General features: G+C 69.5%; 21 protein-coding genes and 1 tRNA gene. 6 read left to right on the top strand and 16 right to left on the bottom strand.

Annotated elements, in window-relative coordinates; translation table 11 throughout:
* Positions 1-8 precede the first annotated feature (8 nt).
* From IEY14_RS15425 to cpaB, 6 genes are read right to left on the bottom strand one after another with little or no spacing between them, the layout of a single operon-like run.
* A complete protein-coding gene (locus IEY14_RS15425) occupies positions 9-1,010 on the bottom strand; it encodes a type II secretion system F family protein (protein ID WP_188909990.1) in 1,002 nt (333 codons plus the stop codon).
* Entirely contained in the window at positions 1,010-2,500 is a 1,491-nt protein-coding gene (locus IEY14_RS15420; protein ID WP_188909989.1) for a TadA family conjugal transfer-associated ATPase, read from the bottom strand. The genes IEY14_RS15425 and IEY14_RS15420 overlap by 1 nt, the downstream gene beginning before the upstream one ends.
* A gap of 23 nt (positions 2,501-2,523) precedes the next feature.
* Positions 2,524-3,792, bottom strand: a complete 1,269-nt coding sequence (locus IEY14_RS15415) for a CpaE/TadZ family protein (protein WP_188909986.1) — start codon at positions 3,790-3,792, stop codon at positions 2,524-2,526.
* Between the two features lie 13 nt (positions 3,793-3,805).
* On the bottom strand, positions 3,806-4,504 hold the full coding sequence (locus IEY14_RS15410; RefSeq protein ID WP_188909984.1) for a CpaD family pilus assembly protein: 699 nt from the start codon (positions 4,502-4,504) through the stop codon (positions 3,806-3,808).
* Positions 4,501-6,114 carry a type II and III secretion system protein family protein gene (locus IEY14_RS15405; protein WP_188909982.1) on the bottom strand — a complete coding sequence of 538 codons (1,614 nt, stop codon included), beginning with the start codon at positions 6,112-6,114 and terminating at the stop codon, positions 4,501-4,503. The genes IEY14_RS15410 and IEY14_RS15405 overlap by 4 nt, the downstream gene beginning before the upstream one ends.
* An 8-nt stretch (positions 6,115-6,122) precedes the next feature.
* Complete coding sequence (gene cpaB, locus IEY14_RS15400; RefSeq protein ID WP_188909981.1) at positions 6,123-6,938, bottom strand: Flp pilus assembly protein CpaB; 816 nt, start codon at positions 6,936-6,938, stop codon at positions 6,123-6,125.
* A 377-nt stretch (positions 6,939-7,315) separates the two neighbouring features.
* Between cpaB and IEY14_RS15395 the strand changes: the two genes are divergently transcribed.
* Positions 7,316-7,391 (top strand) — tRNA-Phe (locus IEY14_RS15395).
* A gap of 76 nt (positions 7,392-7,467) precedes the next feature.
* Here IEY14_RS15395 and IEY14_RS15390 read toward each other — a convergent pair.
* Positions 7,468-7,974: an A24 family peptidase gene (locus IEY14_RS15390; RefSeq protein WP_188909979.1), complete on the bottom strand. Its 507-nt coding sequence runs from the start codon at positions 7,972-7,974 to the stop codon at positions 7,468-7,470.
* 76 nt (positions 7,975-8,050) lie between these two features.
* Positions 8,051-8,224: a Flp family type IVb pilin gene (locus IEY14_RS15385; RefSeq protein WP_188909977.1), complete on the bottom strand. Its 174-nt coding sequence runs from the start codon at positions 8,222-8,224 to the stop codon at positions 8,051-8,053.
* A 478-nt stretch (positions 8,225-8,702) separates the two neighbouring features.
* Here IEY14_RS15385 and IEY14_RS15380 point away from each other — a divergent pair, with 478 nt between their 5' ends.
* From IEY14_RS15380 to IEY14_RS15360, 5 genes are all read left to right on the top strand, one after another.
* Positions 8,703-9,158, top strand: coding sequence for a pilus assembly protein N-terminal domain-containing protein (locus IEY14_RS15380; protein ID WP_188909975.1), 456 nt, complete (start codon positions 8,703-8,705; stop codon positions 9,156-9,158).
* 57 nt (positions 9,159-9,215) lie between these two features.
* Positions 9,216-10,409 carry a phosphopentomutase gene (locus IEY14_RS15375; protein WP_188909973.1) on the top strand — a complete coding sequence of 398 codons (1,194 nt, stop codon included), beginning with the start codon at positions 9,216-9,218 and terminating at the stop codon, positions 10,407-10,409.
* Positions 10,406-11,428, top strand: coding sequence for an adenosine deaminase (locus tag IEY14_RS15370; RefSeq protein ID WP_244639490.1), 1,023 nt, complete (start codon positions 10,406-10,408; stop codon positions 11,426-11,428). The genes IEY14_RS15375 and IEY14_RS15370 overlap by 4 nt, the downstream gene beginning before the upstream one ends.
* 31 nt (positions 11,429-11,459) lie before the next feature.
* Complete coding sequence (gene upp / locus IEY14_RS15365) at positions 11,460-12,089, top strand: uracil phosphoribosyltransferase (protein ID WP_188909971.1); 630 nt, start codon at positions 11,460-11,462, stop codon at positions 12,087-12,089.
* Positions 12,090-12,191: 102 nt separating this feature from the next.
* Positions 12,192-12,722: a retropepsin-like aspartic protease family protein gene (locus IEY14_RS15360; protein ID WP_188909970.1), complete on the top strand. Its 531-nt coding sequence runs from the start codon at positions 12,192-12,194 to the stop codon at positions 12,720-12,722.
* A gap of 3 nt (positions 12,723-12,725) precedes the next feature.
* Here the strand turns inward: IEY14_RS15360 and deoA are convergent, their stop codons facing one another.
* From deoA to IEY14_RS15320, 8 genes are read right to left on the bottom strand one after another with little or no spacing between them, the layout of a single operon-like run.
* Entirely contained in the window at positions 12,726-14,045 is a 1,320-nt protein-coding gene (gene deoA / locus IEY14_RS15355; RefSeq protein WP_188909968.1) for a thymidine phosphorylase, read from the bottom strand.
* 2 nt (positions 14,046-14,047) lie between these two features.
* Positions 14,048-14,812, bottom strand: a complete 765-nt coding sequence (deoC, locus tag IEY14_RS15350) for a deoxyribose-phosphate aldolase (protein WP_188909966.1) — start codon at positions 14,810-14,812, stop codon at positions 14,048-14,050.
* On the bottom strand, positions 14,809-15,609 hold the full coding sequence (locus IEY14_RS15345) for a purine-nucleoside phosphorylase (RefSeq protein WP_188909964.1): 801 nt from the start codon (positions 15,607-15,609) through the stop codon (positions 14,809-14,811). The genes deoC and IEY14_RS15345 overlap by 4 nt, the downstream gene beginning before the upstream one ends.
* Positions 15,610-15,664: 55 nt before the next feature.
* Entirely contained in the window at positions 15,665-16,057 is a 393-nt protein-coding gene (locus tag IEY14_RS15340) for a cytidine deaminase (RefSeq protein ID WP_188909962.1), read from the bottom strand.
* Entirely contained in the window at positions 16,054-17,022 is a 969-nt protein-coding gene (locus IEY14_RS15335; RefSeq protein WP_188909960.1) for an ABC transporter permease, read from the bottom strand. Before IEY14_RS15335 ends, IEY14_RS15340 begins: the two co-directional genes overlap by 4 nt.
* Positions 17,022-18,158, bottom strand: coding sequence for an ABC transporter permease (locus IEY14_RS15330; RefSeq protein ID WP_188909958.1), 1,137 nt, complete (start codon positions 18,156-18,158; stop codon positions 17,022-17,024). The genes IEY14_RS15335 and IEY14_RS15330 overlap by 1 nt, the downstream gene beginning before the upstream one ends.
* Positions 18,155-18,601: a VOC family protein gene (locus tag IEY14_RS15325; protein WP_188909956.1), complete on the bottom strand. Its 447-nt coding sequence runs from the start codon at positions 18,599-18,601 to the stop codon at positions 18,155-18,157. The genes IEY14_RS15330 and IEY14_RS15325 overlap by 4 nt, the downstream gene beginning before the upstream one ends.
* The gene (locus IEY14_RS15320) at positions 18,598-20,127 is read right to left on the bottom strand and encodes an ABC transporter ATP-binding protein (protein WP_188909954.1); all 1,530 of its coding nucleotides are present in this window, start codon (positions 20,125-20,127) and stop codon (positions 18,598-18,600) included. Before IEY14_RS15320 ends, IEY14_RS15325 begins: the two co-directional genes overlap by 4 nt.
* Between the last annotated feature and the right edge of the window lie 71 nt (positions 20,128-20,198).

The raw sequence follows: 20,198 nt of genomic DNA, 5'->3' as shown, positions 1-20,198 counted from the left end.
ACCCCGCGTCAGAAGTCGAAATTGATCATCTGGCGCATCACCAGGATGCCGATCGACATCCAGAGCGCGCCGCCGCCGAGGATCAGGTGCCCGGTCGAGCTCGTGAAGAGCAGCGAGATATATTGCGGCGTCATCAGATAGATCAGGCCGCCGACGACGATCGGCAGGCAGCCGATGATCGAGGCGGAGGATTTCGCCTCCATCGACATGGCCTGGATCTTCGCCCGCATCTTCTTGCGGTCGCGCAGCACGCGGCTGAGATTGCTCAGCGCCTCGGACAGATTGCCGCCCGCCTGCGACTGGACCGAGATGACGATGGCGAAGAAGTTCGTCTCCGACAGCGGCATGCTCTGGTAGAGGCGCTCCACGCCTTCCGAGACGGGAATGCCGAGCTGGATCGCCTCGACGACCTTGCGGAATTCCGAGCGCACCGGCTCGGTCGTTTCGGTCGCGATCATGCGCAGCGTGTCGTTCAGCGGCAGGCCCGACTTCACGCCGCGCACGATGAGGTCGAGCGCGTTCGGAAACTCGTCGATGAACTTCCTTTGGCGCCGCTTGCGCAGGATGTCGACCACCAGGCGCGGCAGGCCGATCCCCCCGGCCAGCGCCGCGCCGAGGGAGACGAGCAGCGATTCGGACAGAAGGAAGGTCAGGACGAAGGCGACCGAGCCGGCGCCGGTGCTCAGCACCACGAAGCGGCGCTCGTCCATGGCGAGACCGGCCTGTTCGAGGCGCCGGCGCAGGTTCGGCCGCAGGGCGTGGCGGGAGCGCTCCTTCTCGCGCTCCTCGAGTTCCTTCAGCGAGGTCTCCAGCGACTTGCGGCGCCGCACCGTGTCGGCGACGCGATTGCGCGACGCGATCTTGGCGGCGCCCTCCGCCTCGGCGCGGGCGAACTGGCCGAGCCGGGCGGCCGTCTTCTTCTCGTTGGCCATGCGCGGCTGGAGGAAGACGAAGGCGAGGCTCGCCGAGGCGACGGCGGCGAGGAGGACGAAAACGAGGATGCCGGCCATCAGCGGTGCTCGACCTCCGCCTCGTCGAGGACGCGGGCGAGCCGCTGTTCCTCGCCGTAATAGCGCGCCCGGTCCCAGAAGGCCGGCCGGCCGACGCCGGTCGAGCGATGCCGGCCGACGAGCCGGCCGTTCGCGTCCTCGCCGACGATGTCGTAGAGGAAGAGGTCCTGGGTGGTGATGACGTCGCCTTCCATGCCGACGACCTCCGTCACATGGGTGATGCGGCGCGAGCCGTCGCGCAGGCGCGCCGCCTGGACGATGACGTCGACCGAGCCGACGATGATCTCCTTCACCGTGCGCGCCGGCAGCGAGAAGCCGCCCATGGCGATCATCGATTCCATGCGGTTCAGGCATTCGCGCGGGCTGTTGGCGTGGATCGTGCCCATCGAGCCGTCATGGCCGGTATTCATGGCCTGGAGGAGATCGAAGACCTCCGGGCCGCGCACCTCGCCGACGATGATCCGCTCGGGCCGCATGCGCAGGCAGTTCTTCACGAGATCGCGCATGGTGATCTCGCCCTCGCCCTCGATGTTCGGCGGCCGCGTTTCCAGGCGCACGACATGCGGCTGCTGGAGCTGGAGCTCGGCCGTGTCCTCGCAGGTGATGATGCGCTCGTCCGCCTCGATATAGCGGGTCAGGCAGTTCAGCAGGGTCGTCTTGCCGGAGCCCGTGCCGCCGGAGATGATGATGTTGCAGCGCACGCGGCCGATGATCTGAAGCAGCGTCGCGCCGGCCGGCGAGATCGCGCCGAACTGCACGAGCTGGTCGAGCGTCAGCTTGTCCTTCTTGAACTTGCGGATGGTCAGCGTCGCGCCGTCGATGGCGAGCGGCGGGGCGATGACGTTGACGCGGCTGCCGTCCGGCAGGCGCGCGTCGCAGATCGGCGAGGCCTCGTCGACGCGGCGGCCGACCTGGCTGACGATGCGCTGGCAGATGTTGAGGAGCTGCATGTTGTCGCGGAAGCGGACACTGGTCTCCATCACCTTGCCGCCCACCTCGATGAAGGTGTGGTTCGGCCCGTTGACCATGATGTCGGCGATGTCGTCGCGCGCGAGCAGCGGCTCCAGCGGGCCATAGCCCAGGATGTCGTTGCAGATGTCGGCGAGCAGGTCCTCCTGCTCGGCGATGGTCATCGCGAAGTTCTTGATCGTGATGATGTCGTTGACGATGTCGCGGATTTCCTCGCGCGCGCTCTCGTTGTCGAGCTTGGCGAGTTGCGACAGGTCGATCGTGTCGATGAGCGCGCTGAAGATCTGCGCCTTCGTCTGGAAATAGGCTTCCGAGCGGCCGCGCGCCGGCGGCTCGGCGACGGGCGCCGGGGCGGGCGCGGCGGCGCGGCGCTCGGGCATCTGACCGATCTCGAGCGGCGTCGAGGGCGCGAGGGGAGCCGCGGCGGGCCGCGGCGGCGCAGCGGCGGCCGGGCGTGGCTTCTCCGCCGGCGGCTTCGTCGCGACCGTGTCGCCCGAATCCAGGGAACGCTTGCCGAACATGCGCGCGGGCTCCTTCCTTCGCCCTACTTGCGCCGCAGCCGGGCGAGGAAATCGAGACCGGACGCGCGCTTGGCGCGTCTCGGCTCGCCGCGCCCGGTGAGCACATGGGCGATCTGGTCGAAGATCTCGACGGCCGCGTGCTTGGGATCGGCCTCGGCGATCATCCGGCCGTTATTGGCGGCGCCGCCGAAGGTCAGCGGATCGAAGGCGACGAGGCCCACCGGCTCCAGCTGCAGCGGATCGCAGAAATCCGTCGCCGTGATCTCCGGCCGCTTCGGCATCTGGATCTGGTTCAGGATGAGATGCGGCGGCTTGTCGTTCGGCCGCCCCTTGCGCAGCGTGTCGACGAGATTCTTGGCATTGCGCAGATTGGCGAGATCGGGGCTCGCGACGATCGCCACCTCGTCGGCCTTGGCGAGGACGTTGCGCGTCCAGTCGTTCCAGACATGCGGCACGTCGAGGATCACGACGGGCGTCGTGCGCTGGGCCGTCTCGATGAGGGCGGTGAAGGCGTCTCCGGCGAAATCGTAGGTCCGGTCGAGCATGGAAGGCGCGGCGAGCAGCGACAGATGGTCGGCGCATTTGGCGAGGAGGCGGTCGAGGAAGACCTCGTCCATCCGGTCGGCCGAGAACACGGCCTCGGCGATGCCCTGTGCCGGGTCCTGGTCGAAATTGATGTTCGCGGTGCCGAAGGGCAGGTCGAGATCGGCGAGCAGCACGTCGGTGGAGAAGAGCCTGGAGATCGACCAGGCGACGTTGTGGGCGAGCGTCGAGGCGCCGACGCCGCCCTTGGCGCCGACGAAGGCGATGATCCGGCCGAGCGGCTTGGCGTCGGGATCGGCGAAGAGGCCGGCGATGACCGACATCACGTCCGCCATGGAGACGGGCGCGACGAGATATTCGGAGATGCCGCGCCGCGTCAGGTCGCGATAAAGACCGACATCGTTGAAATGGCCGACGATGACGACCTTCGAGCCGGGATCGCAGACCTCGGCCAGGGTGTCGAGCTCGTTGACGAGGTCGCCCGGCAGGGCGCGGGATTCCAGGATGATGAGATTGGGCGTCGGCGCGCTCGAATAATGCTCGGTCGCGGCGCGGATGCCGCCCATATGGACGCGCAGATGCGCCTTGGCCATCCGGCGGTCCTCGCCGGCGCGCTGCACGGCCTTGGCCGTCGCCTCTGATTCGCAGAAGGCCTGGACTGAGATGCGCGGGATCGGCCGCACATTCTCCATCGCGGCGATCTCGTCGCGCAGCAGCGAGGTGTCGGCCCCCTTCAGGACGTCGCTCATGCCCGCTCCCCCGTCACCAGTTATAGGTCGATTCGGTGCGCGACCGGTCCGACGCCGTGCTGCGGCCGAGGCGGTAGTCCTCCAGCATGTTCGTGCGGCGGGCGGCATCGACCGGATCGCGGCCGCGCGGACCGAGAAGGTCGCGCGGATCGGCGACCTGCGCGGCGAGGTTCTGCTGCGTGGCGCAGCCGAAATTGAAGTAGTTGCGGTTCTGCTCGGTATCGGCGAGCTGGTCCGGCCAGCGCCCGCAGGGCGCGGTTTTGGCGGTGAGCGTCGCGAAGGACAGGCGGATCGGAACCGGCCCGCCCTCCCCCGCCGCGTCATAGGGCTGGACCAGGATGCGGTCGCCCGCGACGCCGATGCGGCGCAGGGTCGCCACCACGTCGCGCGAGGCGAGCGCGGCGGCCTTCTCGTTGGCCGAGCCGCGCGGCAGGAGCACGCGGAGCGCGGCGGCATGGGTGCCGCGGAAGCGCTGGCCGAAATCCTCGATGCGGCTGCGGGCGTTTTCCGACAGGCGGATCTCGGAACTGGCGATCGGCAGCTCGATCGCCACCTCGCTCTCGCCGACGACGATCGGATGGCGCGTGCGATAATCGTCCGGCACGGAGCCGACCTCGATCGCATGACGGTCGGCGCAGCCCGCCAGCAGAAGCGCGCCGACAAGCGCGAGGCCGGCGGCGCGCCGGATATTAAGGGATCTCGGAGCGCTCATTTGTAGATATATCCGACGATGCCGTGATAGCGGCCGGGCGGCAGGTCCGTGTCCATCGCGCCATAGACGCGATTGATGCGGCCGAGGAAGTTGCCGGCGCCGTCCGCCGTGAAGTTCAGCCCGTCATCCGGGCGGGCGAGATCCTGGCGCGCCACCGGCCGCACGAGATAGGGCGTGACGATGACGACGAGCTCGGTCTCGTAGCGCTGGAAGTCGCGCGAGCGGAACAGCGTGCCGAGGACGGGAAGCTTCGACAGGCCCGGAAAGCCGGAAATGACCTGGCGCGTCTCGTCGCGCACGAGACCGGCGATGACCAGCGAGCCGCCGGAGGGCAGTTCGACCGTCGTATCGGCGAGGCGCTTGCGGATGCCGAGCAGGTTGACGGCCGGCGCGGCGCCTCTCGGCACGTTGTAGGGGGACTCGAAGCTCGGCTCGGAAACCGATGTGCGGACCTTCAGGCTGATGCGGCCGGCCGAGAGCACGACCGGCGTGAAGTCGAGGCCGATGCCGTAGTCGATCTGGCGATGCTCGTATTCGACCTTCGCGGGCGTATCGTCGTAGCCGACGATGTTGCCGGCCGCGTTGAGGATCGGCGTCCGCTTCGCCGGCGTCTCGTCCTTGCCGTCCGCGATGTTGAACTCGCCGCCGACCTTGAAGCTCGCGCTTTCGCCGGAGATCGCCGTCAGCGAGGGCTCGGCGAGCGTACGCATCACGCCGGCCTGTTCGAGCGCGCTGAGCTGCGCGTCGACATTGGACGAGCCGATCGAGCCGGTGCCGAAGAGGCTGGAGGACGACAGGGCCTTGCCGAGGCCGAAGGGATTGTCCGAGACGGCGCCGAAGGTGAAGCCGTCGATCGCCCCTTGCGCGAGGCCGTTGAAGCCGAGCTGCTTGATCACCGAGCGCTGCACCTCGGCGACGGTGACCTTCAGCGTCACCTGATCCTCGCCGTCGATCTTCAGGAGATTGATGACCTGGCTGGTCTGGCGGTCCTCGAAGGCCTGGCTGACGCTGCCGCCCCCGCCCCCGCCCCCGGAACCGCCCGAGCCGCCGGGCGCGATGGCCGACTTGATGAACTGGCTGGTCGTCGCCTCGCCGCCCGTGACATAGACCTGCGCGAGGCGCACCGCCTGGGCGGCGTCCTGCGGCGTCTGCACCCGGCCGGTCAGCACGATATTGTCGTTGAGGATCTCGACCTTCACCTCCGAGGCCGGAATGTATTTGGAGATGGTCTGCTGCAGTCCGGCGACGTCGCGCTCGACGCGCAGGTCGAGGATGGCGATCTCGGCGCCGTTGCGGTCGAAGACGAAGATATTGGTCTGCCCGACCTGCTTGCCGAAGATATAGATCCGGCGCGCGGTGCGCGTCACCGCATCGGCGATGGCGGGATTGGCGACGAGGATGTCGTGCGCGTCGGCCGGCAGGTCGATCACCTTGGACTTGTCGAGGCCGAGCGAGATGGCCTGCTGCGCCCGCGACACGGTGATGGTCGCCGGGCTCGCCGCGCCGGCCGGCGGGACGGGCGCGAGGCCGATGGTGGCGGCCAAGGCGGAGGCGAGCGCCCGGGCGGCGAAGCGGCGCGCGGGGCCGGAGGAAGCGGGAACCTGGACCATGGTGCGGCTCATTTCCGGGTCGTCACGTCGCTGGTCTGGCCGTAGCGCACGACATGCACGCGGCTCGGCCGCTGCTCGCCGGCGAGCAGGAAGGCGGCATAGCCCTTGCCGCCCGGCACCGAATCCTCGAGCGAGCGGAGCGTCAGCACGATGCGGTCGGCCATCTGCTGGGCGGCGGTGACGGCCTCGGCCTGTTCGGGATCGACCTCGAGCGTCGCGGTCGTGCCGATGACGCTGCGGCTGCCGCTCTTCTCGTCGATGGCCTGATCGATCGCCAGGACGCGGATATTCGACAGGACGGTCTCGGTATCGACCTCGCCGGTCGGCACGCCGTCCTTCATGCGCTTGCGCGTCATGATCATGTCGACATGGTCGTTCGGCAGGATGAAGCCGCCCGCCGCCGTCTCGGCCGCGATCTGCACGGCGATGGCGCGCTTGCCCTGGGGCAGGACCACCGACATGAAGCCGCGATCGGACTTGACGAGCTTGTCCTCGCGCACGGGCTCGCCGGTGACGAAGGACTGGCGCGCCAGCGTGCCGCCGAGTTCCTCGACGGCGTTCGGCCGGTTGCCGCGCAGGATGAGCGAGGGGCCGAGCGCGTCTTCCGGCCAGCTCTGCCAGCCGAGCCCGCCCTCGACGGCGCCGCCCATGGGAATGTCGCGCGTCGTCACCAGCACTTCGGCGAGCTTGACCGTCGGCTCGCTCGGCGCGGTGATGACGATGGGTTCGGCGGGTTCCCGCGCCGACAGGTTGAGCGCGACGACGCCAGCGCCGACCGCCGAAGAGAGTGCGACACCGAGCACCGCGAGGCGCGAAGCGTTCATTTCCGATCCTCATCCCCCGCGGATCGCGGCTTGGAGCATCGTTATGGGCGCCAAACCCTCAATACATGGTTAATGAAACGTGTCGGAGCGGCGGGGCCGGTAAGGAAGCCGCAAGGCTCCCGTCGATCCGGCGGCGCCGAATCATCCGCGCCCCGGCGCCTCGTTCCTTATCGCAGGGATCAGAACGCGTGAGGAACCCGGGCCCTCCCTGTTTCCGACGCCAGAGCTGCGACTTCGATACGCCTTAACGAAGCACCTTCGGCCGGGCCGAAGCTTCTTCATCGGCGATGCGCGAAGGGGCTGGACAGGCCGTCGCGGGCCACCTATAAGGCGCCCACCTCGCGACGAAACGAGCCGCTCCGGCGGCAGGTCGCCGGGCCCAGGTAGCTCAGTTGGTAGAGCATGCGACTGAAAATCGCAGTGTCGGTGGTTCGATTCCGCCCCTGGGCACCATCCCGCCTTTCCAGACCATCGCGATCCCGACAAGCCACGACCTGATCCTCGCGCAGCCGCGCGCCGCTCCGGGGCGTCAGGCGAAGGTCGCGGCGAGGGCCTCGGCATAGGGCGTGTCGGCGAAGACGCGCAGGCCGGCGAGGCCGAGCGCGATGCCGTAGGGGCAGCCGACCGTCTTGGTCAGCAGGCGGTCGAGAAAGACGATGCCGGTCGTCGGGGCGAGCAGCGCGCGCGCCAGGAGAAGCAGCAGGGTGAGGATGCCGCCATAGAGCGTCGCGGCCATCGCGTAATCGGCGAGCGCCGTCGTCGGCCCCAGCCAGAGCGCGGTCGCGGCAATCAGCTTCGCGTCGCCGCCGCCCATCCAGCCGGCCGCGAAACAGCCGAAGGTCAGAAGCAGCATCAGCGCGCCCGTCGCCAGATGCAGGCCGAGAACCGGCAGCGGCAGGCCGAGCGAGAGGGCCGCCAGCACGAAGCCGCCCGCGAGCGCCAGCTGCAGGCGGTTCGGGATCGTCATGCTGCAAAGGTCCGTCAGCGCGGCGACGATCATGCAGGCCGGAAAGATCAGAACCGGAAGCAGGACCATCGATGCCCCTATTGAAGCCTTTGGGGAAAAAGCGAACGGGTCGCCGTTCAAGCGACCCGTTTCATTCTAGAGGAATTTACTGGCCGCTGCTCAACTTCGTGCCGATCGACGTGAACTGGCTGGAAACGCCCGCCGTGATCTTCGGCAGAGCGGCGATCAGGCAGACGGCCATGAAGGCGGCGATGAGGCCATATTCGATCGCGGTCGCACCGGACTCGTTGCGAGCGAAGCGGCTGAAGAACTTGCGCATGAGAAAACCCCGTCAGTCCCGGTTGAGCTTTCCGTCGACTTGTCCCCGCCGATCGGATGAGTGCAGATTATCCAGGAGCGATTGCACCTCGCTTAAGAAGTTTCATTAAATTTGTTTGATTCGGCGGGTTTGCTATCGCGATGAACGAAGGGTTGAAGTCGATCCTTTCCGAAAAGCTTCCGACAACTTGCATCCGCTCGCGGCGGGGCGAGCCGGCCGGGCCGGCCCGTCCGTGGCGTCGCGCGCTTTAGAGGCCCTGACGGAACCCTCCGGGCGGAGGATGGGCGAGGGATCTTCGTCCGGTGACGAGGAGCGAAGCGCAGTCGATGCCGGCGGCATCGGCGAGCATTCGCGACACGGTCACCGGCGAAGAGACCCGGCCAGCCGACCCCGCGAGGTTCCGTCAGGGACTCTTAAGGGATCGTTCACCCTGCTCGTCCATGCTCGGGCCCGGATCGCCCGCCACCCGAGTTGCCTCATGTTCCGCGCCTGGTTCCTTTCGCTCGCGCTCGCCAACGGCCTCGCGAGCGCGGCCTTCGCCGAAGCCGCGCCGCAGCTGCTGTCCGTCGATGTCGACCATGCGAGCGTCCTGAAGGTGCCGCGCCCGGCGGCGACCGTCATCATCGGCAATCCGGCGATCGCCGACGTCACCGTGCAGGACGCGACCACCATGGTGCTGACGGGCCGCGCCTATGGCATCACCAATCTCATCGTGCTCGACGGCGACGGCCAGCCGCTGATCGACGAGAAGGTCGCGGTGCGCGCGTCCGAGGAAGGCACGGTGCGGATCTATCGCCAAGCCGAGCGGCAGACCTATGCCTGCATGCCGGAATGCGAGCCGACCGTGACGGTGGGCGACACGGAGGCCAGCTTCAACCTCGCGATCACCCAGCACACGCAGCGCCAGTCCCTGGCGACGGCCGTGACGAAGTAGCCGCGCCGCGCATCCTCCTTTAAGCTTCCGTCTCGCGCCGTCAGCAGCGAGGCAACCGTGGCCCGAGCCCTTCTCATCGTCCTCGATTCCTTCGGCATCGGCCAGGCGCCGGATGCCGAGGCCTTCGGCGATGCGGGCGCCGATACGTTCGGCCATATCCTCGCCGCCGCCGCGGCGGGCGCGGCCGATCGGCCGGGCCTCCGGGAAGGGCCGCTGCGCCTGCCCCGCCTCGAGGCGCTCGGCCTCCATCTCGCCGCCGGCCGAGCCGCGAGCGGCGCGCCCGCCGGCCTTTTCGGCGCGGCGGAGGAAGTGTCGCGCGGCAAGGACACGCCCTCCGGCCATTGGGAGATCGCCGGCGTCCCCGTCGCCTTCGACTGGGGCACCTTTCCGCGCCGCGTCCCGGCCTTTCCCGCCGAACTGATCGCCGCGATCCTCGACGAGACGACGATCCCCGGCATTCTTGGCGATCGTCACGCCTCGGGCACCGAGATCATCGCCGAGCTCGGCGAGGACAGCATCCGCACCGGCCGGCCGATCTTCTACACGTCCGCCGATTCCGTCATCCAGATCGCCGCGCACGAGACGCATTTCGGCCTCGACCGGCTCTATGCCCTCTGCGAGGCGGCCCGCCGCCATGCCGATCCCTTGAACATTGGCCGCGTCATCGCCCGCCCCTTTCTCGGCGAGACGGCGGCGACGTTCCGGCGCACCGCCAATCGGCGCGACTATGCCGTGCCGCCGCCTGAGGACACGCTGCTCGACCGGGCATCGGCCGCCGGCCGCCAAACGATCGCCATCGGCAAGATCGGCGACATCTTCGCCCATCGCGGCATCTCGCGCCTCCTGAAGGGCGACGGCAACATGGCGCTGTTCGACGCCATGCTGGAAGGCTGGGAGATGGCGGCGGAGGGCGATCTCGTCTTCGCCAATTTCGTCGATTTCGACATGCTCTTCGGCCATCGGCGCGACGTCGCCGGCTATGCGGCGGCGCTGGAGGCCTTCGACCGGCGCCTGCCGGAGCTGGAGGCGCGGCTGCGGCCCGGCGACCTCGTGGTGATCACCGCCGACCATGGCTGCGACCCGACATTCGCCGGCACCGACCACACGCGCGAGCGGGTGCCCGTGCTCGCCTTCGGCCCCGGCATCGCCTCCCGTCCGATCGGCGTCCGGCCGAGCTTCGCCGATATCGGCGAAAGCGTCGCCGCCCATCTCGGCCTCGCGCCCGGCCGGCACGGGACGAGCTTCCTGTGACGCCGGATCGCCTCGCGCGCCTGCCGAAGGCGGAGCTGCACTGCCATCTGGAAGGCACCGCCTCCCCCGCCCTCGTCCAGCGCCAGGCGGCGCGCCATGGCGTCGACGTCTCCGACATCCTCGCGGACGGGGCCTATCGCCGGGGCGACTTCCAGACCTTCCTGCGCGCCTATGACCGGGCGAGCGCCCTCTTCCGCACGGAGGAGGACTATGCCGAGCTGACCCGGACCTATCTCGCCGCGATCGCGGCGGAGGGCGCGTTTCATGCGGAGCTTTTCGTCTCGCCCGACCATGCGCGCGCCGCCGGACTGGCGCCGAGGACCTATATCGGCGCCGTCGCGGCGGGCGCGGCGCGGGCCGAGGCGGATCACGGTATCGTTTGCCGGCTTATCGTCGTCGGCGTCCGCCATTTCGGCGTGGCGGCGGTGGAGGCGGCGGCGCGGTTCGCGGCGGAGCCCGGCCTGCCGCGCGTCAGCGGCTTCGGCCTCGCCGGCGACGAGACGGTCGGCCGCCCCGCCGACTTCGCCCGCGCCTTCGCCATCGCCGGCGAAGCGGGGCTCGGCCTCACCGCCCATGCCGGCGAGTTCGCCGGGCCGGACGCCGTGCGGGAAACGCTCGACGCGCTGAAGCCGTCCCGGCTCGGCCATGGCGTGCGCGCCGTGGAGGATCGCGAACTCCTGCGGCGGATCGCGGCGGAGGGTGTGGTGCTGGAGGTCTGTCCGGGCTCGAATCTCGCGCTCGGCGTTTATCCCAGCCCGGCGGCGCATCCACTGCGCCGGCTCGTCGAGGCCGGCTGCCGGGTGACGGTCAATTCCGACGATCCGCCCTTCTTCGCCACCAGTCTCGCCGCCGAATATGCCTTCGCGCGGGACAGGCAGGGGCTGGCGGAGAGCGTCCTCGCCGGCTTTACCCGCACGGCGATCGAGGCCGCCTTCGTCGATAAGGATACGCGGCGAATGCTGGAGGAACGGTTCGTCGCGGCGCTCCTCGCCCTTGGCTCCGGCCCTGGCAGCGACTAGTCTCCGCCCGACCGAGACAAGAGGGCAGAGCATGGACGGCGTCACCGTCATCGATCATCCGCTGGTGCAGCACAAGCTCACCATCATGCGCAAGAAGGAAACCTCGACGGCGAGCTTCCGCCGCCTTTTGCGGGAGATCTCGACGCTGCTCTGCTACGAGGTGACGCGCGACCTCGAACTGACCACCATGCCGATCGAGACGCCGATCGAGCCGATGGAGGCGCCGACGCTCGAAGGCAAGAAGCTGGTCTTCGCCTCCATTCTGCGCGCCGGCAACGGGCTGCTCGAAGGCATGCTGGATCTCGTGCCGGCGGCGCGCGTCGCCCATGTCGGCGTCTATCGCGACCACGAGACGCTGGAAGCGATCGAATATTACTTCAAGGCGCCGGAAGACCTCGCCAACCGGCTGGTCATCACCGTCGATCCGATGCTTGCCACCGGCAATTCGGTCATCGCGGCCATGGATCGGCTGAAGAGCCGAGGCGCGAGGAACATCCGCTTCCTCTGCCTCCTCGCCGCGCCGGAAGGCATCAAGCGCTTCCACGAGGCCCATCCCGACATCCAGGTCTATACGGCGGCGATCGACAGCCATCTCAACGAGAAGGGCTATATCGTGCCCGGCCTCGGCGATGCCGGCGACCGGCTCTACGGCACGAAGTAGCCATTCGGCAACCATGGCGACGAAAGGGAGGGGCGGCTTCGGCCTCCCTTAACGGTGCCCGCCGGAGAGTGGCGGGCCCGGATCGGCCTTTCGGATGACGCCGTGTCGAGACCCCTTCTCCTTCTCGCGGTCGCCTCGCTCGTCGCCGTCGCCTTTCCGTCCGTCTTCGAGGACTACCGCAAGCATCAGGCGGCCGAGAGCGGCCCGGAAATGCTGGACCCGCCGGCCTCGGTGGTGACGGCCGCGGCGCCCGTGCCGCCGCCCGGCCGCGCCGTCCTTCCGGCCGGGGCGGACGGCCATTTCCGCGCCAGCGCCCGACTCAACAATCGTCCGGCCGACGTGCTCGTCGACACGGGCGCCACCTATGTCGCCCTCAACGAGGCGACGGCGCGCCGTCTCGGCCTCGTCCTGCCGGCCAGCGCCTTCCGCTATAAGACAAAGACGGCGAATGGCGAGGTGCCGGTGGCGCTCGGCACGCTCGACCGAGTCGAGATCGGCAATGTCATGGTGCGCGACGTCGAGGTGGCCGTGACGAAGGGCGACGGGCTCGACACGATCCTGCTCGGCATGAGCTTTCTGAAGAAGCTGTCGCGCTACGAGGTGGCCGGGGGCCGCCTCGTCCTCAGCCGCTGACGCTCAGCCGATCCGCGCGATGACGGGCGGGCGCGCCGGTGGCGGTGCCTCGCCGAGCCGGTAGGCGGCGCGCACCCGCCGCTCGGCGGCCTCCGCCCCCTCCTCGCTGCGGGCGAGAATGCGGCAGAGCGGCGCGCCGCGTTCGAGCCGGTGTCCGACCGGCGCCAGATCGACCAGCCCGACGGCATGGTCCACCGGATCCTCCGGCCGCGTCCGCCCGCCGCCGAGCGCGACGACCGCAAGGCCCAGCGCCCGCGTCTCGATGGCCGCCACCGTGCCCGCCGTCTCGGCCCGCACCTCCCGTTCGATCGGCGCCGCCGGCAGATGGGCGTCCATGCGCTCGACGAAATCGGCGGGACCGCCGAGAAGGGCCGCCATGCGGCCGAAGATCTCCGCCGCCGTGCCGTCGCCGAGCTTCGCCTCGGCCCGGGCCCGCCCGTCCTCGGCATTCGCGGCGAGGCCGCCCTGCGCCAGCATCTCGCCGACCAGCGCCAGGGTGACGTCGAGAAGGCGCGGGTTCCGGTGGGCGCCGGTGAGGAAGCGGACGGCGCCGCGCACCTCCACCGCATTGCCGGCCTCGGCGGCGAGCGGCTGGTCCATGTCGGTGACGAGCGCCGTAGTTTTCAGCCCCGCGCCGTTGGCAACGGCGACGAGACTTTCGGCGAGCGCCCGCGCCGCGTCCTCGCTCGCCATGAAGGCGCCGGAGCCGGTCTTCACGTCGAGCACCAGCCCTTCGAGCCCGGCCGCCAGCTTCTTCGACAGGATGGAAGCGGTGATGAGCGGGATCGATTCCACCGTCGCCGTCACGTCGCGCACCGCGTAGAAGCGCTTGTCGGCCGGGGCGAGACGGCCGGTCTGGCCGATGATGGCGCAGCCGGCCTCCTTCACCACGCGGCGGAACAGGGCATTGTCCGGCGAAACGCCGTAGCCGGGAATCGCCTCCATCTTGTCCAGCGTGCCGCCGGTATGGCCGAGGCCGCGCCCCGAGATCATCGGCACCGCGCCGCCGCAGGCGGCGACGATCGGGGCGAGCATCAGCGAGACATTGTCGCCGACGCCGCCGGTCGAATGCTTGTCGAGGATCGGCCGCCCGATCTCCGGCCAGGCGAGCACGTCGCCGGAATCGCGCATCGCCTCGGTCAGCGCCACCGCCTCCGCCGGCGCCATGCCGCGAAAGAACACGGCCATGCCGAAGGCGGCGATCTGGGCATCCGTGACGCCGCCATCGGCGAAGCCGGCGACGAAGCTCCGGATCGCCTCCGGCGCCAGCGCCTCGCCATCGCGCTTGGCGGCAATGATCTCCTGCGGCAGGAGGGCGCCCATCGTCAGTAGCCCTCCAGGCCCGGGCCGCGCGCCGCCCCGCCCGCGACGGCGAGAAGATCGGCGAGAACGGCCGAGGCGCCGAGCCGGAAGCGGTCCGGCGTCGCGTAGCCGTCGCCGCACAGGCGGTTGGCGAGATCGCGATAGGCCTTCGCGTCCTCGTAGGTGCGGATGCCGCCGGCCGGCTTGAAGCCGACCGCGCCGCCATGGTCGGCGATGGCGCGCAGCAGGATCTCGGCGGCTTCCGGCGTCGCATTGACCGCGACCTTGCCGGTCGAGGTCTTCAGGAAGTCGGCGCCGCCGGCAAGCGCGGCCTTAGCCGCCCTGCCGATCAGCACCGGCTCGGCGAGTTCGCCGGTCTCGAGGATCGCCTTCAGCCGCGCCTCGCCGCAGGCCTCCTTCACGCGCCGCACCTGATCGTCGACGAAGCCCTCGTCCGCCGCCAGCCGGCGATAGCTGACCACGAGATCGATCTCGTCCGCGCCGTCGGCGAGCGCCTGGCGCGTCTCGGCGAGGGTCGCCTCGACATCCTCGCCGCCCTCCGGGAAGTTCACGACGGTCGCGATCCGGATGCCGGACTTCAGGCGCGGACGGGCGAAGGCGACGAAGCGCGGCCAGATGCAGATCGCCGCGACGTCGCCTTCCGAGGTCGCCGCCCGGTCGCAGAGCGCCGCGACGTCTTCTCGCGTGCAGCGGTCCGACAGGTCGGTCAGATCGAGCGAGGCGATCAGCGCCTGCGCGATCTCGCGCTCCGACAGGTCTCCGGTCATCGGTCCATCTCCGGCAACGCCGCGGCGAGGAGGCGGGCGAGCCGCGCCCCGCCCTTCGGCGCCATGTCCTTGGTTTCCTGGTGGCTGAGTTCGGCGCCCGTCATGCCGGCTCCGTAATTGGTGATGACGGAGGCGGCGGCGACCCGCAGGCCCAGGAAGCGGGCGAGGATCACTTCCGGCACGGTCGACATGCCGACCGCGTCGGCGCCGAAGCCGCGCGCCATGCGGATCTCGGCCGGCGTTTCGAAGGACGGGCCGGAGAACCACATATAGACGCCGCGATGGAGCGGCTCGCCGAGCCGCTCGGCCGCCCCGAGCAAGGCGGCGCGCATCGCGCCGTCATAGGCCTCGGTCATGCCGACGAAGCGCGCGTCGCTCGGCTCGCCGATCAGCGGATGGGCGCCGGAGAAGTTGATGTGATCCTCGATCAGCATGACCGAGCCGGGCGGCATGTCCTCGCGCAGCGAGCCGGCGGCATTGGTCAAAACCAGCCTCTCGATGCCGAGGCCCTGGATCGCCTCCAGGACGGGGCGCATCGCATCGGCCTTGCCCGCCTCGTAATAATGGACGCGGCCGGACAGGATCAGCACCTCGACGCCGCCGAGCCGGCCGAGCACCACCGCGCCGCCATGGCCGGACACGGTGCTTTCCGGGAAGCCCTCGATCTCGGCATAGGGAATGCGCCGCGCATCCTCCAATTCGTCCACCACGAGGCCCAGGCCGGAGCCGAGCACCAGCGCCACTTTCGGATGGCGCTCGCCGAGAAGGAAGCGCAGGGCGGCGACATCGACGATCATCGGTGACGGACCTTCCTCATATCGGTTCGGCCGGCCGAGCGGGTGCCGCGCCGCCTCAATCGAAGCCTTCGCTCTCGAAGGCGCGGGGCAGGAGTTCGCCGATCGTCATGGTGAGCTTCACGCCCGTCTCGTCACAGAGATGGATGCGCGTTCCGGCATCGGCGAATTCGGCGATGCGCTGGCGACAGCCGCCGCAGGGCGTGCAGAGCGCCATCTTCTCGGCGATCACCGCGATCTCGGCGATGCGCGTTCCGCCGGCCATGACCATATGGCCGATCGCCGTCGTCTCCGCGCACCAGCCCTCGGGAAAGCTCACCACCTCGATATTGGCGCCGGCATGGATGCGGCCCGCCTCGTCGCGGATCGCGGCACCCACCGGAAAGTGCGAATAGGGCGCGTGCGCCCGCGCCATCGCGCCGCGCGCCGCTTCGAAGAGCTCGTCCATCATCGCTCCTTCACATAGGGGACGCCGCCGGCCTTCGGCGGGCTCGGCTTGCCGACGAAGCCGGCGAGGAGGATCACCGTCAGGATATAGGGCAGCGCCTGCACCGCCTGGACCGGCACCTGCCCGACGAGCGGCAGCGGCACGCCCTGGATGCGGATCGAGGCGGCGTTGAGGAAGCCGAAGAGCAGGCAGGCGAAGAGCACCGGCACCGGCCGCCAATTGGCGAAGATCAGCGCGGCGAGCGCGATATAGCCCTGGCCGGCCGTCATCTCGCGATTGAAGCCGGCCGACTGCGCGATCGACAGATAGGCGCCGGCGATGCCGGTGAGGAGCCCGCAGATCAGGACGGCGCGATAGCGCAGCCAGGTGACCGAGATGCCCGCCGTGTCGACCGCCGCCGGGTTCTCGCCGACGGCGCGCAGCCTGAGGCCGAAGCGGGTGCGGAAGAGCACCCACCAAGTGACGGGCACCGCCAGGAAGGCGGCATAGACGAGGATGTTCTGGCCCGAGACGATGCCGGCATAGAGCGGCCCCAGCACCGGCACGCTCCGCAAGGCTTCCGCCCCCGGCAGCGCGACGTCGCCGAAGCGCGCGGCGCCGGCGAGGTTCGGCGTGCGCCCGCCCTCCCCGTACCAGTTCTGGCCGAGCAGCACGGTGAGGCCGCTCGCCACGAAGTTCAGCGCGACGCCGGAGACGATCTGGTTGCCGCGATAGGTGATCGAGGCGAGGCCATGGACGAGGGCGAAGACGAGCGCCGCCGCGATGCCGGCGAGAAGGCCGAGAATCGCCGAGCCGCTCGCCGCCGCGCCGACGGCGGCGAAGAAGGCGGCGACCAGCATCTTGCCTTCGAGCCCGATGTCGAAGACGCCCGCCCGCTCGGAAAACAGGCCCGCCAGCGCGGCCAGCAGCAGCGGCGTCGACAGGCGGATGGCCGAATCGACGATGTCGAGAATCGCGCCCGCATCCATCAGACGGCTCCCTCCGCCGGGGCGGCGCGCGCCGGGCGCAGCCGGATCCAGCTGAAGACGCCGCCGACCGCCGGCCGCATCATGTTCTCCAGCGCGCCGGCGAAGAGGATGACGAGGCCCTGGATGATGACGATCATGTCGCGCGAGATCGCCGGCATGTCGAAGGCGAGCTCGGCGCCGCCCTGATAGAGGACGCCGAACAGCACCGCCGCCGGCACGATGCCGAGCGGATGGCCGCGCCCCATCAGCGCGACGGCGATGCCGACGAAGCCGGCGCCGGCCGGGAACTCGATCTGGACGCGCGCCTGGTCGCCCATCACGGGATTGAGCGCCATCAGGCCGGCCAGCCCGCCCGAGATCATCATGGCGGTGACGATGAGGCGGGTTTCCGACATGCCGGCATAGCGGGCCGCTTGCGGCGAATGGCCGAGGGTGCGGATCTCGTAGCCGAGCCGCGTGCGCCAGATCAGCAGCCAGACGGCGACGGCGGCGACCAGCGCGACGATGAAGGAGACGTTGAGCGGCGCCCCGCCGAGATCGGCGCCGAAGAGCTCGAAGAGGCCCGTCAGCTTCGGCAGCTGCGCGCCGGGCGCGAAGGTCACGGTCTCCGGCGCCATCTGGCCGGGCGCCTTCAACGGGCCGACCAGGAGATAGACCATCAGGCTCGCGGCGATGAAGTTGAACATGATGGTGGTGATGACGACATGGCTGCCGCGCCGCGCCTGAAGGATCGCCGGCACGAAGGCCCAGACCGCGCCGCAGACGAAGCTCGCGACGATCGCCAGCGGCAGGTTCAGCCACCAGGGCAGGAGGTTCTGGAAGGCGAGCGCCACGGCGGCGACGCCGAGCCCGCCGAGATAGGCCTGCCCCTCGCCGCCGATATTGAACAGCCCGCCATGGAAGGCGACCGCGACGGCGAGCCCGGTGAAGATGAAGTTCGTCGCGTAGAACAGGGTGAAGCCGATGCCCTCGCCATAGCCGAAGGCGCCCTGGATCATCAGCTTCGCCGCTTCCAGCGGGCTTTCGCCGACGATCAGGACGACGATGCCGGCGACGAGAAAGGCGACGACGAGATTGACCAGCGGCAGGACCACATAGTCCACCACCGGCGGCAGCTTCGCATAGGGGCGGCTCACGCTTGCGGCTCCTTGGAGAGATCGAGCTGCCCGCGCTCGTCCATGGCGAAGAAGGGATTGAAGGCGAGTTCCCAGAGATGGCCGTCGGGATCGGCGAAATAGCCGGAATAGCCGCCCCAGAACACCTTCCGCGGCGTCTTCACCGCCGTGCCGCCGGCCTCGATCGCCCGCGCGAAGAGCCGGTCGGTCTCCGCCTCGCCCGAAAGGTTGATGGCGAGCGTCAGCCCCCGGAAGCGCGGCAGCGGCCCGCCCGCCGCCAGTTCCGCATCCTCCGCCAGCGCGGCGAGGCCGAAGAGCGACAGGACGATGCCCTCGCCTTGCAGGAAGACGACGGACTCGTTGCCGGCCTCGTTTCTTTGCCAGCCGAGCGCCTCGTAGAAGCCGGCCGAGCGCTGGAGATCGGCGACCCCGAGCGTGACGAGCGTGATCCGGGCATCCTTCATTCCGCCGCCTCCCTCGGCTCGACGCCGGCCATCAGGAGGCCGAGCTCGCCCTCGTCGGCGCCGCCGCTTCGCTCGCCGACGATCCGGCCGGCGAACATCACCAGGATGCGGTCGGACAGGGCGCGGATCTCGTCGAGCTCGACGGAGACGAGGAGGATCGCCTTGCCCTCGTCGCGCATCTCCACGATGCGGCGATGGATGAATTCGATCGCGCCGACATCGACGCCGCGCGTCGGCTGGCCGATGAGGAGAACGGAAGGACCCCGCTCCATCTCGCGGGCCAGCACCAGTTTCTGCTGGTTGCCGCCGGAGAAGTTCGCCGTTTTCAACCGGCAGTCGGGCGGGCGCACGTCGAAGGCGGCGATGCGCTCCTTCGCCTCGCGCCGCATGGCGTCGAGGTCGAGCAGCCCGATGCGGTTGCGGAATTTCGGATCGCGCTGATAGCCGAGGATCGCGTTCTCGCAGGCCTCGAAGGGCAGGACGAGACCCATGTGATGCCGGTCCTCCGGCACATGGGCGAGGCCGCGCCGCCGCAGCGCCGCCGGATCGTGACCGGCCTCCGCCTCGATCGGGCGCCCGTCCAGCTCGACCCGGCCGGCCTCCGCCCGCCGGATGCCGGCCAGCGCCTCCAGGAGTTCGGTCTGCCCGTTGCCGGCGACGCCGGCGATGCCGACGATCTCGCCGGCCCGGATGTCGAAGGAGACGCCGTCGACCATCCGGACGCCGCGCCCGTCGCGCACCGCGAGGTCGCGCACCGCGAGCTTCACCGGGCCGGGGCGCGCCGGGCGCTTGTCGACGGTGAGGAGCACGCGCCGGCCGACCATCAGCTCGGCCAGCTCGGCGGCGGAGACCTCGGCGGTTTTGCGCGTCGCGACGATCTCGCCGCGCCGCATCACCGAGACCGTGTCGGTGATCGCCTTGATCTCGCGCAGCTTGTGGGTGATCAGGATCACCGTCTTGCCCTGGTCGCGCAGCTCCTTCAGCACGGTGAAGAGCTGGTCGGCCTCGGCCGGGGTCAGAACGCCGGTCGGCTCGTCGAGGATCAGGATCTCGGCGCCGCGGTAAAGGCTCTTCAGGATCTCCACCCGCTGCTGGAGCCCCACCGGCAATTCGCCGACCACCGCATCCGGGTCGACATCGAGCCCATGCGCCCGTTCCAGCCGCTTCAGCTCGGCCCGCACCTTAGCGATGCCCTTGTTGAGAAGCGGCGACTGCTCGGCGCCGAGCATGACGTTCTCGACGACGGTGAAATTCTCCACCAGCATGAAATGCTGGTGCACCATGCCGATGCCGGCGGCGATCGCCGCATTGGTGTCGGTGATCTCGACCTTTCGCCCATCGACGCGGATCTCGCCGCGATCGGCCTGGTAGAAGCCGTAGATGATTGACATCAGCGTCGACTTGCCGGCGCCGTTCTCGCCGACGATGCCGTGGATCGTGCCTTTCTCGACCATGAGATTGATGTCGCGGTTCGCATGGACCGCGCCGAAGCTCTTGTCGATGCCGATCAGTTCGATCGCCGCCATGCGCCGCCCGCACTCCACTCGCCTGCCGGGGAAACTAGACGGGCGCCCGGCGATTGCCAATCGCGCCGCGC

It is taken from the genome of Aureimonas endophytica (assembly GCF_014642635.1).
Taxonomy (GTDB): Bacteria; Pseudomonadota; Alphaproteobacteria; order Rhizobiales; family Rhizobiaceae; genus Plantimonas; species Plantimonas endophytica.
The sequence above is the reverse complement of the archived record's forward strand: the minus strand, read 5'-3'. Positions and strand labels throughout refer to the sequence as shown.

Coding starts and splice junctions, on each gene's coding strand:
- IEY14_RS15425 (WP_188909990.1), bottom strand. CDS start 1,010: ATGGCCGGCATCCTCGTTTTCGTCCTCCTCGCCGCCGTCGCCTCGGCG.
- IEY14_RS15420 (WP_188909989.1), bottom strand. CDS start 2,500: ATGTTCGGCAAGCGTTCCCTGGATTCGGGCGACACGGTCGCGACGAAG.
- IEY14_RS15415 (WP_188909986.1), bottom strand. CDS start 3,792: ATGAGCGACGTCCTGAAGGGGGCCGACACCTCGCTGCTGCGCGACGAG.
- IEY14_RS15410 (WP_188909984.1), bottom strand. CDS start 4,504: ATGAGCGCTCCGAGATCCCTTAATATCCGGCGCGCCGCCGGCCTCGCG.
- IEY14_RS15405 (WP_188909982.1), bottom strand. CDS start 6,114: ATGGTCCAGGTTCCCGCTTCCTCCGGCCCCGCGCGCCGCTTCGCCGCC.
- cpaB (WP_188909981.1), bottom strand. CDS start 6,938: ATGAACGCTTCGCGCCTCGCGGTGCTCGGTGTCGCACTCTCTTCGGCG.
- IEY14_RS15390 (WP_188909979.1), bottom strand. CDS start 7,974: ATGGTCCTGCTTCCGGTTCTGATCTTTCCGGCCTGCATGATCGTCGCC.
- IEY14_RS15385 (WP_188909977.1), bottom strand. CDS start 8,224: ATGCGCAAGTTCTTCAGCCGCTTCGCTCGCAACGAGTCCGGTGCGACC.
- IEY14_RS15380 (WP_188909975.1), top strand. CDS start 8,703: ATGTTCCGCGCCTGGTTCCTTTCGCTCGCGCTCGCCAACGGCCTCGCG.
- upp (WP_188909971.1), top strand. CDS start 11,460: ATGGACGGCGTCACCGTCATCGATCATCCGCTGGTGCAGCACAAGCTC.
- deoA (WP_188909968.1), bottom strand. CDS start 14,045: ATGGGCGCCCTCCTGCCGCAGGAGATCATTGCCGCCAAGCGCGATGGC.
- deoC (WP_188909966.1), bottom strand. CDS start 14,812: ATGACCGGAGACCTGTCGGAGCGCGAGATCGCGCAGGCGCTGATCGCC.
- IEY14_RS15345 (WP_188909964.1), bottom strand. CDS start 15,609: ATGATCGTCGATGTCGCCGCCCTGCGCTTCCTTCTCGGCGAGCGCCAT.
- IEY14_RS15340 (WP_188909962.1), bottom strand. CDS start 16,057: ATGATGGACGAGCTCTTCGAAGCGGCGCGCGGCGCGATGGCGCGGGCG.
- IEY14_RS15335 (WP_188909960.1), bottom strand. CDS start 17,022: ATGGATGCGGGCGCGATTCTCGACATCGTCGATTCGGCCATCCGCCTG.
- IEY14_RS15325 (WP_188909956.1), bottom strand. CDS start 18,601: ATGAAGGATGCCCGGATCACGCTCGTCACGCTCGGGGTCGCCGATCTC.
- IEY14_RS15320 (WP_188909954.1), bottom strand. CDS start 20,127: ATGGCGGCGATCGAACTGATCGGCATCGACAAGAGCTTCGGCGCGGTC.